Origin of the sequence: Sedimentitalea sediminis (assembly GCF_042687825.1) — a bacterium.
In the GTDB taxonomy this organism is placed as follows: Bacteria; Pseudomonadota; Alphaproteobacteria; order Rhodobacterales; family Rhodobacteraceae; genus Sedimentitalea.
The window spans coordinates 1-12,945 of the sequence record NZ_JBHUQE010000022.1 but is presented as its reverse complement, the minus strand read 5'-3'; the positions used below and the strand labels follow the sequence as shown (position 1 = coordinate 12,945).

Sequence of the window (12,945 nt, the reverse complement as noted above, 5' to 3'; positions counted from 1 at the left end):
CCGTCCGGCGGCGGTTCAGGCCGGTTGCGGCTGCCGCGCGGCGGGCTGCGCGTCCCTGTTCAGGCTCTGTTCGGGGGCAGGGGCCATATCCGGGCCGCGATCCGGGTCGGTCGGGCGCGCGATCGTGGCGGCGATGCGCAGGAACCGCGCCGCGATCTGCCCGTCCTGATGATCGGCGCGGATGCGCGCCTGCACCCCGGTATCCGGCCTGTCCCGGTGTTGCCGCGTGGCGATCATGCGCCGCAGGGTGTCGGCAAAGGCCCCCGGCGTATAGGCCGGCGCGACGGCACCGGTGCCATAGGTGGTCACGAATTCTTCGCAGCCATGGCCGGGGCCGACCACCGGCACGCAGCCATAGGCCCCGGCCTCGACCAGTATATTGGGCCAGTTGTCCTCGTAAGAGCAGCTGAGCACGATGTCGCTGGCGGCAAAGATATCGACCAGCCTGGCGTGGTCGGTGATGCGGCCATGCAGCCGGTGCGCCAGCCCGCAGCCGGCCAGCCGGTCGCGCAGCGCCGGATCATCGGCGGCGCCGACCACATCCACATGGACGCGGTGGGGGCTGCCCCGCAGGCGGCGGTGCAGGGCCGCCAGGCTGTCCAGCGCCAGCGGCATGGCCTTGCGCCGCTCGGTCAGGGAATCGGCGATCAGCAGGATGCGGGTGACACCGTCGCGCGGGCGCGCCGCTTTTGGGGTCAGCGGCTGATAGGGGTTGCGCAGCACATGCGCGCGCGCCGCCGGCACGATGCCGCTGGCCACCGCCCGGTCGCGCAGATGGTGGCTGGGGGCGGCCAGATGCACGTTGGCGCGGGCGAACAGGGCGCGTTTGAGGCGCAGGTTCACGGGAATGAAGCGGGGGTCGCACAGGGTGGTGTCGGCCTGCGGGCAGTCGTGACAGCCCAGGCTCAGGTTCTCGCAATCCGCCGGATAGTGGCAGCCGCCGGTGATATAGTGGAAATCATGCAGCAGGAACAGCATCGCCACGCCGCGCCGGGCCAGGGCATCCAGCTCGGCCAGGCTGAGCAGGTAGCTGGCCCAATGCACGTTGACGATGTCATAGCCGGCCAGCAGGTCGACCAGCCAGTCGCGGCGATAGCCGGGATATTCCACGGTGAAATGGGTGTCGGTCTGGCGCCGGTTGCTCATCGAGCGCATCGGTGCCACCTCGGCGGGCAGGTCGCCGAGCTGGTCGCGGGTCAGGAAATCGGCGGTCACGCCGGGCTGGCGGGACAGCGCCGTGGCCAGCCGCTGTGCGGCGATGCCGCCGCCGCCGCCGCTGGCGCTGGACAGTACCGCGATGCGGGTGCCGGTTTGGGGGCCAGATTGGGGGCCGGTTTGGGCGTCGGTGTCGGGGGACGGATCGGCCATCAAGTCGCTCCGATATCCAGATCCAGCAGCAGCGCCTTGTTCTTTTCGACGCTGCGGCGCAGCGTCGTCAGCTGCTGTTGCAGGACGGTGTCGTCGGCGGGGGCGGGGGCCGGTTGGGGTACGGGGGCCGGTTGGGGTACGGGGGCCGGTTGGGTCTGGGCCGCCTCGGCCTGATTGAACAGGTCGACCAGGATATCCAGCGTCTTGCGGGCCTCGTCAAAGCCGCCATGGCGGGCCTGGACCAACGCCAGTTCGGTGATCGATTCGGCGCGTTTGCCACGGGTCTTGCAGTCTTCGTGATAGACCGAATAGGCGATGTCCATCGGCAGGTGCAGAAAGCGGAAGGCCGCGGCCATGCCTAAAAACAGGTCGGCATCCATGGCGTAATGCATCCACAGCTTGCACGGGCCCGCCGTCTGCCAGGCCGTGCGGGTAAAGAACACGCTGGGCTGGATCAGGTGATGCGCGGCGTAGTCCATCAGATGCGCCAGGGTCAGCTTTTCCGGCGAAAAGCGGAAATGGTTGATCGGGGTGAAATCCATCTCGGTCATATAGGCGTCGCCGACCACCACATGGCTGTCCGGGTTGTCGCGGAACAGGCGGCGCACCGCCACCAGCGTATTGGGCAGGATGATGTCGTCGCCGTTCAGCCAGTAGAGGATCGGCTGGCTGGCGCGTTCGAACCCCTTGTTGATCGCGTCGGACTGGCCGACATCCTTTTCCATCACGGTGATGGCGAACATGTCGCGGTAATGGGCGACGATATCGGGCGTGGCGTCGGTGCTGCCGCCATCCATCAGGATCAGCTCGACCCCGGTCAGATCCTGGCACAACAGGCTGCGCAGGGTCTTTTCCAGGAAGGCGCCGGCATTGTAGATCGGGATCACGATGGACAGGCCGGGCAGGTCGGGATCGGCGGGCTCGATCTGCAGGCCGGCCTCCCAGGGCAGCACGGAGGCGGGGCGGATCGGGTCAGGCAGCATCGCGGAGCCTTTCGATATGGGCATGGATTTCGGTCATCAGCCGGCGTTCGTCATCGGTATCGCAGCAATGTATCAGGTAATTGTACAGGCGCGGGTTGAAGATGCGATAGGAAACCAGTTCGGCGCCGAACAGCAGGGCGAATTCCAGCCGCTGGCGCCACGGATCGCCGGCCTGTTCGGTGCGGATCGCTTCGACCATTCGCGCATGCAGGCTTTCGGGGGGGTACTGCGGGACCAGCGCCGGGGCGATGCCGGCGGCGGCCTGACAATCCAGGCAGAACAGGATCGACAGCAGGCGCTGGTAAAAGCGGTAATGCGGGTCCGGGCCGATCTCGAACAGCGCCCGGGCGCGGGTCAGGTCGACATCCGCCCCGGCCAGTGCCTGCGCTGCCAGCAGCGCCACCGCCGAGGGCCGGGTGGTCCAGGTCAGGGCCGGGCAGATCCGCGCCAGCCGTGCCGCCAGGGCGCGGGCGGCGGCATCGGGCGCGGTTTCCGGGCGCGGCGCGGTGAACTGGATGGTGCGGACGCGGCGGCTGTCGTCGAGATTGCGCTCGCAGCTCTGCTGGATCACCGCGTGAAACGCGGCCGCGGCGGCGGTGGGGTCGGTCTCGGTCAGGCCGGCGAGGCGCTGCATGTCGCCCAGGTAATGGGCGAATTCATCCATGCTGGAATAGGTGGTCGGGTGGCTTTCATGCAGCAGCAGGCCGCTATCGGCCAGGCTGCCGCCGATCGCGGGGGTCAGGATGGCGGCGGCCAGCACGTAATCCCAGCCGGGAATGCCGAAACACATGCGCGGGCGCGCCGCGCAATCCTGCAGCAGCGCCAGCAGGCCGGGCAGGGCGGCGCGCGACAGCACAAAGGCATCCAGCCCGCCGCGATAGGGGGACTGGTCGGCAAAGCGGTGCATGCCGTGCAGGACGCATTCCTCGCGCGTCAGGGCGACGGCGGGCCGCTGTTCCAGCCAGTAGGTCAGGCCGCCGGTGTCGCGCATCGCCGGGTAGAGATCGGAATTGACCAGCGCCACCGGCCCGGTTCCGGGGGTTTGCGCCAGATGCTGCAGCACGGCGGCGACGTTCGGCACCGGCTTGCCGTGGATCGCCTGGCCGGTGTCGCCGGGCGCCAGGCGCAGGATGTCGGTGTCGCGCAGCCCCAGTTGCAGCAGCCGGTCGGCCTCGTCATCGGTATTGGCGGTCAGCACCCGCGCGCCCAGGGCCTGCCAGGCGCGGAAACAGCGCAGCTGCACGGCGCTGCGGGCAAAGGGGTTCAGCGAGGTGACCACTGTGAGACCGGTTTCTGACTCTGCCATTGCCTGTCCGCCTTTCCGGCTGCGCCGGCCCCCGGGGGCCGGGCGCAAGTTCCCGCGTGCCAACACCCGCCTTTGGCGAGTGAGCCTGCGTTTACGTCCTGTCCGGCCCGAATGAAAGGGGGCGGGGCGATTTCCTCCGGGGATTTCCCCGCTGCGGGCCTCCGGTTCCGTCCTCCGTTCCCCCCTTTGACGGCCCCGCGCGGCGCCGGAAAATCCCGGTGCGGGTTGATTGTATCGCGTGAAAATGCCGCCTATAGCCTGTCCCGGGCCACCGCCGTGGTGGCAGAGCGGAAGGGACGACATGGCGGATATCCAGACGCCGGCGAAAACGGTCGTGCTGCATATCGGTCTGCACAAGACCGGTACCAGCAGCATCCAGGCGACGCTGAAACACAATCACGGGCTGTTGCGCCGCCGGGGTCTGTTGTTTCCGGGCTTTCTGCCGGTGAACCAGTCGCAATTCTTTATCAACGCCTTTTCCGACCGCGCCGCGACCTATCATGCCAACCGCCGTCAGGGGCTGGGTCCGGTCGAGATCCGCCAGCAGGCGCGGCAGCATCTGCGGCGTCTGGGCGAGGTGCTGGGCCGTTTTGACGGCGGCACGGTGGTGCTGTCGGCCGAGGATGCCTGTACCTTTCAGCCGCCCGAGGTCGCGCGGGTGCGGGCGCGGCTGGACGGGCTGGGCGCGGATCTGCCCGGCGGGCTGGCCTATCGGGTGCTGCTCTATACCCGCGATCCGGTGGCCTTTGTGTCCAGCGCGATGCAGGAGAACGTCAAGGGAAACGGCATGCGGCTGGAGGACAGCAAGGCGGTGCATATCCGCAATGCCGCCGGGCGCTATCGCCGGATCCACGACCATTGGGCGGCGGTGTTCGGCGCCGAGGCGGTGCAGTTTCGCAGTTTCGAAACCGCCTGTGCCGCGCCCGGCGGGCTGGTGGCGGATTTCCTGCGCACCCTGGGGGTGGCGCCCGGCGGGATCGCGCCGCAGATGACCAATGAGGGGATTTCCGACGAGGTCACCGAATTCCTGTCCTCGCTCTATCTGCCGGGCACCGGTGCCGGCCCCGGCCAGTTGCAGGATTGCCGGATGCGGGTGGCGCTGACGCCTGAGGACCGCGCGGTATTGTTCGCACTCCGGGGCAGCAAGGGCGGTCTCTTGCCGCTGCAGGACCGGATCCGCACCTGGGACGCGGTCGCCGAGGACATGCGGTTTCTGCAAGAGCAGTACGGCATCGTCTATCGCCGCCCCGAGGCGGAAGACGCACCCGCGCCCGGCAAGTTCGGCGCGGATTTCCTGCGCGATCTGGCGGCAGCGCTGCCGCAGCTGTCGGAACCGGCGCGCCAGGCCCTGCTGGGCTATCTGCTGCAGCGCCCGCCGGCGGCTTAGCGCATCAGCAGGGTTTCCAGCCGCTCGAAACGGGCGGCAAAGGCATCGCCGGAAAAGAACAGGTGAATTTCGGCGCGCTGGCAGTCATCCAGCTGCGCCTGCGGGATCTCGACATGGCCCTGCAGCAGATGCGCGCCGCCGGAGGCGGCCATGTGCTGGGGGGCGAAATGGTCGTGAAAGCCCTGCGCCTGCAACAGCCGCAGGCAGGGGCGAAAGGCAAAGAACCCGTCCGACACCACCTGGCAGATCAGCCCGACATAGCGGCCCTGACGCAGGGTCTCGACATCGATCGCCCAGGACAGCGACACCCAGGGCGACCGGCCCGCCGTGTCCATGCGCAGCAGGAACCCGGTCTCGCTTGCGCCGGCCGGGGCAAAGCTCAGCTCGGTCCCGGCCTCGGCCTGGCTGGACAGCCAGACATGCGGTCCCAGCTCCTGATGCGCGGCGGCATGGGCGATGGGATCGCGGCCGGCCAGGGCGGCCAGTCTGTCGTTCTCGGCCGGAAAGGCCGGTGTGGTCCGGGGGGGCTGTTCGATGCTCATGGCCGCCTTGTAGCGAAGCGCCCGGGCGCCGCCAAGAGCGTTTCCCGCCGTCTGGACAGGGGCCGCATCGGCGCGGTGCGCGGGGGGGCGGGCGTTGCGGACCGGGGCCGATCCGGTGTAGGCAGCGGCGCAGATCCACAGCCAGACGCGCCGTCGGAAAGAGACCGTCATGAAGATATACGTTGCAGGACATCGCGGCATGGTCGGCGGGGCGATCTGCCGTCAGCTGGCCGCCCGCCAGGCCGCCGGTGCCGACATCACGCTGCTGACCCGGACCAGCGCCGAGCTGGATCTGACCGATCAGCGCGCAGTGGCCGGTTTCATGGCCGCCGAGCGCCCCGACCGGGTGATCCTGGCCGCCGCCAGGGTCGGCGGCATCGTCGCCAATAACAGCTATCCGGCGCAGTTCATCTATGAAAACCTGATGATCGAGTGCAACGTCATCCACCAGGCCTATGCCGCCGGGGTCACGAAACTGCTGCAGCTGGGCAGTTCCTGCATCTATCCGAAACTGGCCGATCAGCCGATGGCCGAGGATGCGCTGCTGACCGGCACGCTGGAGCCCACCAACGAGCCCTATGCCATCGCCAAGATCGCCGGGATCAAGCTGTGCGAAAGCTATAACCGGCAATACGGCACCGATTACCGCAGCGTGATGCCGACCAACCTCTATGGGCCGGGCGACAATTTCCATCCCGAGAATTCGCATGTGCTGCCGGCGCTGATCCTGCGCTTTCACCAGGCGGTTCAGGACGGTGCCGACGAGGTGGTGATCTGGGGCTCGGGCAAGCCGATGCGCGAGTTCCTGCATGTGGACGACATGGCGGCGGCCAGCCTCTTTGTGATGGATCTGGATGACGAGACCTATCAGCGCGAGACCCGGCCGATGCTGAGCCATATCAATGTCGGGTCGGGCAGCGATGTCACCATCCGCGAACTGGCCGAGACCGTGGCGCGGGTCACGGGGTTTGCCGGCCGGCTGGTCTTTGACGCGACAAAACCCGATGGCGCGCCCAGAAAGCTGATGGATGTCAGCCGCCTGGCGCGGCTGGGCTGGCGCGCCGGCATCGGGCTGCAGCAGGGCATCGCCGACACCTATGCCTGGTTCCTGGCGCAGGACCCGGAGGCGCTGCGGGCAAAATAGTTCCGTCAGGCGGCGGGTGCCGCCCCCAGCCGGGGCAGGCCCAGCGGCTGCAGATAGGCCTCGGCCAGGTCTTCCTCGATCCGATAGAGCGAGTCGTCGAAATAGCGGAAATCGCGGATGTCGCGGGCCTTTTTCTCGCGCTGGCTGCCCTGGGCCTGGTCCTCGGCATAGCGGGCAAAGCCGCCGCTGAACTGCGCCACCGCCCGTTTCAGCCGGTCGGGATCGATTTCCTCGCGCCCGCCGGTCAGAAAGGTCAGGGCCCGGCGCGCGCTGCCCGGGGTGTCGGCATAGAGATCGCCATAACGCACCACGAGCCGGCGGTGGCCGGCCAGACGGTCGCTGTCCAGGCACCATTTGCTGACAAAGGCTTTCCAGTAATCCAGCGCCCAGGGCAGGAATTCGGCCCAGCTGTCGGCCCCGTCCTCGGTGCGCCCGTGATGCACCCGGAACTCGAAATAGGATTGCACGCTTTCCAGCGGGTGCCGGTATTGCACCAGATATTGCGCCTCGGGGGTGATCGGCCGGTCCGGGGTGCCGTTCAGCAGGCCGAAATCGTGATCCTTGATGTAATTCGGGTTCTCGATGTTGCGGCGCTTGGCCCGGCGATCCGAGTGGAACACCATGTCGGGGCCGAAATAGGCCTTGCAGATGCTGCGCAGAAAGCGGTGGCCGGACCGGGGAAAACAGGGGTTCACGGTGAATAGAAGCCGGGACATGTCGGGCCTTTGTCTGGGGGCGCGGGGCGGGATGTCCTTATAGGTCCGCGCGCGGCAAAGGCCAACAGATCCGGGGCCCGATTTACCGGCTTGAAACGCAGGGCGGGTTCAGGGGATATGTTGGGCGCAACTTGAGGGATAGCAGGAGCCCATCCGCATGATCACCCCCGTTCTTCTGTGTGGCGGTTCCGGCACCCGGCTGTGGCCGCTGTCGCGCAAAAGCTATCCGAAGCAATTCGCCGCGCTGATCGGCGACAGCACGTTGTTTCAGGCCAGCGCGGCGCGCCTGTCGGGGCCGGAATTTGCGTCGCCCATGGTGCTGACCAATTCCGATTTCCGGTTCATCGTCACCGAGCAGCTGGCCGCGGCCGGGGTCGATCCGGCGGCGATCCTGATCGAACCCGAGGGCCGCAACACCGCGCCCGCGGTGCTGGCCGCCGCGCTGTGGCTGGAAAAGACCGACCCGGCGGCGCTGATGCTGGTGGCGCCCAGCGACCATGTGGTGCCCGATGCGGCCGCCTTTCGCGCTGCGGTGATGGCCGGGGTGCCGGCGGCCGAGGCCGGGCAGCTGGTCACCTTCGGGATCAAGCCGACCCATGCGGAAACCGGCTATGGCTATCTGGAACTGGCCGAGGATCCGGGCGATTTCGCCGCCCGGCCGCTGGCGCTGAAACAATTCGTGGAAAAACCCGATGCGGCGCGCGCCGCCGAGATGCTGGCGGCGGGCACCTATCTGTGGAATGCCGGGATTTTCCTGTTTTCGATCAAGACCATCCTCGCGGCCTTCCGCGCCCATGCGCCGGATCTGGTGGAACCGGTGCAGGCGGCGGTCGATCAGGGCCAGCCGGATCTGGGCTTTCTGCGGCTGGCGCCCGAGCCCTGGGGCCAGGCGGATGACATTTCCATCGACTATGCGGTGATGGAGCGGGCCGACAATCTGAGCGTCGTGCCCTTTGCCGCCGGCTGGTCCGATCTGGGCGGCTGGGACGCGGTCTGGCGCGAGACCGGCCCGGACGAACGCGGTGTGGCGACGGCGGGCAATGCCACGGCGCTGGATTGCGACGACACCCTGCTGCGCAGCGAGGATGACGCGCTGGAGGTGGTCGGGATCGGCCTGAGGAACATCATCACCGTGGCGATGCCCGACGCGGTGCTGGTGGCCGATGCCGCCCGCGCCCAGGACGTGAAACAGGCGGTGGCGGCGCTGAAGGCGAAACAGGCCAAACAGGCCGAAAGCTTTCCCAAGGACCACCGCCCCTGGGGCTGGTTCGAAAGCCTGGTCATCGGCGAACGGTTCCAGGTCAAGCGCATCGTGGTGCATCCCGGGGCGGCGCTGAGCCTGCAGAGCCATCACCACCGCTCGGAACACTGGATCGTGGTCGAAGGCACCGCCAGGGTCACCGTCGACGACGAGGTCAGGCTGATCAGCGAAAACCAGTCGGTCTATATCCCGCTCGGGGCGGTGCACCGGATGGAGAACCCCGGCAAGGTGCCGATGGTTCTGATCGAGGTGCAGACCGGCAGCTATCTGGGCGAGGATGACATCATCCGCTACGAGGATGTCTATTCCCGCAGTTAGAGCCGCTCAGACCCAGGTGCCGGTGGCGACGATATCGACGGTGATGTCGCGGTTGCCCAGGGAAATCGGCGACACGCCGAACAGGATCGGCGGCAGGCTGGTGGCGTTGCCGGTGCCGCCCCAGGCGCACATGGTGGCGAAATTGTCGACCCGCACCGTCGCGTTAAAGACCGGGGTGGCGCTGAAGGCGACCGGCAGATCCAGATTGCCCGCCAGCAGGTTCTTGGAACGGAACAGCCCGCCATAGGCGGTGTTCAGGTTCTGCTGGGTCAGCCGGATCGACCGGGTGCAGATCTGGCTGCCATCGGCCAGGCGCAGATAATCGCCGGCGGCGGTGCTGCCGCGTTCGATCACCGCTCCGGTGGGCTGTCCGCCGGCCTGGCTGACCGGCCCCAGAATGTTGCCGCTGCCATATTGCGTGGACCAGGCGGTAAAGCTGCCGCCGCCGTGATAGCGCTGCAGGCAGATACCCGATGTCAGGGTCACCTGCTGCAGAAAGGCGCCGGCGTCGTGGCGCTGGATGCAGACCACCCCGGTGTCGGCGCCAACGGGACGGTTCTGGCTGGCCGCGGTCATCCGGTAGAACCCGGTGGGCGTGTCGGTGGCATCCAGATCCGCCAGCACCGTGGGCGCTGTCGCCCCCAGGCCAAAGCCGCCGACACGCATCAGACGGCCTGCCGTGGCGTCCCGGGGTCCGGCCTGCACCGCCGTGCCGCCGGCGGTGCCGCTGGCTGCGTCCAGCCGCAGCGCCTCGGTCCAGCTGGTGCCATCCTCCGAGACCTTGAGGACGAAATCGGTATCCCCGGCCAGGCCCATCTCGGCATGGCCGGTCCAGTCCGACTGGAACAGCACCGTGGCGGTGTCGCCGGCCGCCGCCTTGTTGATCTTGAGCTGGTGGCCGTCGCCGTCATGGGTCAGCAGCGTCGCCTCTGCGCGCACCGCCAGCCGGTTGCTGGCATCCGAGGCGGTGCCGATGCCGAGCGACTGCAGATTGTCGATATCGGCCGCCGGCAGCACCCAGGCGCTGCCGGTCCAGATCCGCAGCTGCTGTTCGCTGCGGCCCCAGGCGCGCCAGCCCTCCTGCGGCGGCAGGAAATGCCAGGTTCCGTCCAGCCAGGCCGCCAGTGCATGCGCCTGCCCGGCCCAGGCCGCCTCGGGCTGGGCGCCCAGGGCATGCACCTCGCCCTCGGCCGGATCGGCCGGCGGGGTGACCGCGTCAAAGGCGGCGACGCGCAGTTGCACCACGACATCCAGCCGCCGCAATGCCTCGTTATGGGTCACATGTTTCTGCGCCTGGCTGGGCATCAGGAACGGCAGGGAGAGGATTGGCGAATTGTCCGGCATCCGGACCTCCTGTGCTGGAACGGAACCGGCGCACCCTGCCGCAGCCCGGACCAAGGCCGGCTTAAGCGCGCGCGCGCGCCCTTTACCCTCTGTTCAGATCAGGGCGGTGCGCGGCGATTCACGGCCCCCGCCCGCCGCGCCCCGAAGCGGGCCGGTCGCGCCATGTGTCGGGCGTTTATCGCGACCAAAACCGCAGAGGCAGTGTGTGTAAGACTAAGAAAAACAAGGAAAATAATACGGTTTTCTGGCCGATCGGCGCACCTTGCCCCGGATGCCGGCCATCCGGCGGAAGCCACCGCCCCGCCCGGCTGTAAAGGATTTAAGGCGAATGTCGGGAAAATGCGCGGCAGTTATCCGGTAGATGCCACATTGATTGCCCGGTTTCACCACGCCGCTCCGGTTTCATCGCCGCCAACAGATGAATTCGGTGGGCGCGGAAATGGAGAATTCGAACAGCTATTCAGTCAAGAACCAGCGCTCTTTCAGCGAACCGGTCATGGTGACCCCGGAACATTTCGGGTCCAACGTGGTCACCAAATATGACGAGGAGTTCACCAAGGCCGACTCGGTTCTGAGTTCGATCACCAAGGAGATCGGTGTCTCGACCCTGCGCTATCCCGGGGGGGCGGTCACCGAACTGCTGTTTGACATGGCGGCGCCGAACCGCAGCGTCTCGCATGTCAATCCGGACGAGACCCTGGTGCCGATGGACGACTTTTTCCGGGTGGCCGGTGAAAAGGACATGAACGTCACGATGGTGCTGCCGACGCGGATGGCCTTTGAGGACATCGCCGGCGCGGCGATGATCAAGGGTACCTATGGGCAGCGCAGCGAGGTCAGCCAGACCTATCTTGACACCCTGCTGGAGCTTGTCGAGACGACGGTCGCCGAGGCGCGCAAGAACGGCATCGAGATCACCGGCTTTGAAATCGGAAACGAATTCTGGGCCAGCGGCCAGATGACCGCAACCGAATATGGCCGGGTGGCCGGGGTCGTGGCCGTGGCCGTGCAGGACAAGCTGAAAGCGCTTGGCGAACCGGATATCGACATCATCCTGCAATCGCATTCCTCGGCCTCGCAGATGTTTTCGCCCAAGAACGACACCACCCTTTATGTCGGCACGAAACACGGGATGCTCTGGCCCTTTACCGAAGATTATGTCCAGAAGAACCACGGTGGCACGCCGCCGGCGGATTGGGTCAAGGTGACCGTGCCGGGCCAGGGCACCGCCTATAACCAGGTCTTTCAGATTGCCGAGGGGGTCAACGGGGTGACCGGCGCGGCCAGCGTCATTGACGGTCTGGTCCAGCATTATTACCAGCGCGAGGGCTTTGCCGGCGTCGATACCAGCCACGAATTCTTCTTTTCGCAATTCGACCGGCTGGAGGATGCGCTGGACCGGCAGGTCTCGGACGCGCCGCTTTTGTTCCACATTTCCGAATGGAACACCAATGCCAAGGGGGCCGAGCAGAACCGGGGGCTGCAACATGCGTCGATGCTGGTCGAGAATTTCTTTCAGCTGGTCACCAACGGCATTCAGACCGCCCATACCTGGCCGCTGACCTTTGACACCACGCAGGCGATCACCCTGGTGTCAAAGGACGGCAACGAGACGACCCTGTCCGGCGAGATGTTTAAGCTGATGTCCGAAAGCCTGGCCGGGCTGACCCCGGTACTGGACTGGAGCCAGGAGGGTGCGCTGGACGTTCATGGTTTTGCGGATGCGGCCCGGACCGTCCTGTTCGTGTCCGAACGCAGCGGTGCCGACCAGCAGGACGTGTCCCTGACCTTTGCGGATCTGTCCCTGCCGGCCCGGTATTTCGTGACCGGCACCGAGCTTTGGGACAATGCCGCGGGCGGTACCGATCCGCGCGCCACCGCGGCGATCACGCATTTTGACGGCAAGACGGTTTCCTCCCGGGCGCTGGAATTTGACATCAAGTCCTGGGGCAACCTGCGGCTCGAGGTGACCCGGGTGGGATCGACGGCCGACCATGTCGTCGGGCGCGACGGCAATGACGTGATCCACGGGTTTGGCGGCGCCGACATCCTGAATGGCGGCGGTGGCCGGGACGAATTGCACGGCGGTGTCGGGGCGGATGTGATCCGGGGCGGCATCGGGGATGCCCGCATCTATGGCGGCACGCAATCCGACACGATCTATGGCGGCGCTGGCGACGATCAGGTCTGGGGCGGCTGGGGCCGGGACAAGATCTATCGGGGCGATGGCGAGGACACGTTCCATGACCACGGGCAGAACGATGTGCAGGGCGCGGATACGGTCGGGGGCGGCAATGGCGCCGACATCCGGAATGGCGGCGGTGGCCGGGACGAATTGCACGGCGATGCCGGGGCGGATGTGATCCGGGGCGGCATCGGGGATGACCGCATCTATGGCGGCACGCAATATGACACGATCTATGGCGGCGATGGCGACGATCAGGTCTGGGGCGGCTGGGGCCGGGACAAGATCTATCTGGGCGATGGCGATGACACGTTCCATGACCACGGGCAGAACGATGTGCATGGCGCGGATACGGTCTGGGGCGGCAACGGCGCCGACATCCTGAATGGCG

At 67.0% G+C, this 12,945-nt stretch carries 10 protein-coding genes; 4 read left to right on the top strand and 6 right to left on the bottom strand.

The annotated features are described in order from the left end of the window. Positions 1-15 precede the first annotated feature (15 nt). From ACFMPD_RS14830 to ACFMPD_RS14820, 3 genes are read right to left on the bottom strand one after another with little or no spacing between them, the layout of a single operon-like run. The gene (locus ACFMPD_RS14830; protein ID WP_380995986.1) at positions 16-1,368 is read right to left on the bottom strand and encodes a glycosyltransferase; all 1,353 of its coding nucleotides are present in this window, start codon (positions 1,366-1,368) and stop codon (positions 16-18) included. Further along, on the bottom strand, positions 1,368-2,351 hold the full coding sequence (locus ACFMPD_RS14825; protein WP_380995983.1) for a glycosyltransferase: 984 nt from the start codon (positions 2,349-2,351) through the stop codon (positions 1,368-1,370). Before ACFMPD_RS14825 ends, ACFMPD_RS14830 begins: the two co-directional genes overlap by 1 nt. Then, on the bottom strand, positions 2,341-3,657 hold the full coding sequence (locus ACFMPD_RS14820) for a hypothetical protein (protein WP_380995980.1): 1,317 nt from the start codon (positions 3,655-3,657) through the stop codon (positions 2,341-2,343). The genes ACFMPD_RS14825 and ACFMPD_RS14820 overlap by 11 nt, the downstream gene beginning before the upstream one ends. Positions 3,658-3,958: 301 nt before the next feature. Between ACFMPD_RS14820 and ACFMPD_RS14815 the strand changes: the two genes are divergently transcribed. Further along, positions 3,959-5,044 (top strand): hypothetical protein, encoded by a 1,086-nt coding sequence (locus ACFMPD_RS14815; RefSeq protein WP_380995977.1) that lies wholly within the window; start codon positions 3,959-3,961, stop codon positions 5,042-5,044. Here the strand turns inward: ACFMPD_RS14815 and ACFMPD_RS14810 are convergent. Then, positions 5,041-5,757 (bottom strand): hypothetical protein, encoded by a 717-nt coding sequence (locus ACFMPD_RS14810; protein WP_380995974.1) that lies wholly within the window; start codon positions 5,755-5,757, stop codon positions 5,041-5,043. The two genes, ACFMPD_RS14815 and ACFMPD_RS14810, sit on opposite strands and share 4 nt — an antisense overlap. On the opposite strand from ACFMPD_RS14810, the gene fcl reads away from it, so the two are divergent. Further along, positions 5,756-6,730 carry a GDP-L-fucose synthase gene (fcl, locus tag ACFMPD_RS14805; RefSeq protein ID WP_380995971.1) on the top strand — a complete coding sequence of 325 codons (975 nt, stop codon included), beginning with the start codon at positions 5,756-5,758 and terminating at the stop codon, positions 6,728-6,730. The genes ACFMPD_RS14810 and fcl overlap by 2 nt on opposite strands. A 5-nt stretch (positions 6,731-6,735) precedes the next feature. Here fcl and ACFMPD_RS14800 read toward each other — a convergent pair whose 3' ends face one another. Further along, positions 6,736-7,446: a hypothetical protein gene (locus ACFMPD_RS14800; protein ID WP_380995968.1), complete on the bottom strand. Its 711-nt coding sequence runs from the start codon at positions 7,444-7,446 to the stop codon at positions 6,736-6,738. A gap of 157 nt (positions 7,447-7,603) precedes the next feature. On the opposite strand from ACFMPD_RS14800, the gene ACFMPD_RS14795 reads away from it, so the two are divergent. Continuing rightward, positions 7,604-9,025 (top strand): mannose-1-phosphate guanylyltransferase/mannose-6-phosphate isomerase, encoded by a 1,422-nt coding sequence (locus ACFMPD_RS14795; RefSeq protein ID WP_380995965.1) that lies wholly within the window; start codon positions 7,604-7,606, stop codon positions 9,023-9,025. A gap of 6 nt (positions 9,026-9,031) precedes the next feature. Here ACFMPD_RS14795 and ACFMPD_RS14790 read toward each other — a convergent pair whose 3' ends face one another. Further along, positions 9,032-10,369 carry a DUF2793 domain-containing protein gene (locus ACFMPD_RS14790; RefSeq protein WP_380995962.1) on the bottom strand — a complete coding sequence of 446 codons (1,338 nt, stop codon included), beginning with the start codon at positions 10,367-10,369 and terminating at the stop codon, positions 9,032-9,034. A 418-nt stretch (positions 10,370-10,787) separates the two neighbouring features. On the opposite strand from ACFMPD_RS14790, the gene ACFMPD_RS14785 reads away from it, so the two are divergent. Further along, positions 10,788-12,945 (top strand): calcium-binding protein (locus ACFMPD_RS14785; protein WP_380995959.1); only part of this gene is annotated, 2,158 nt, incomplete at its 3' end.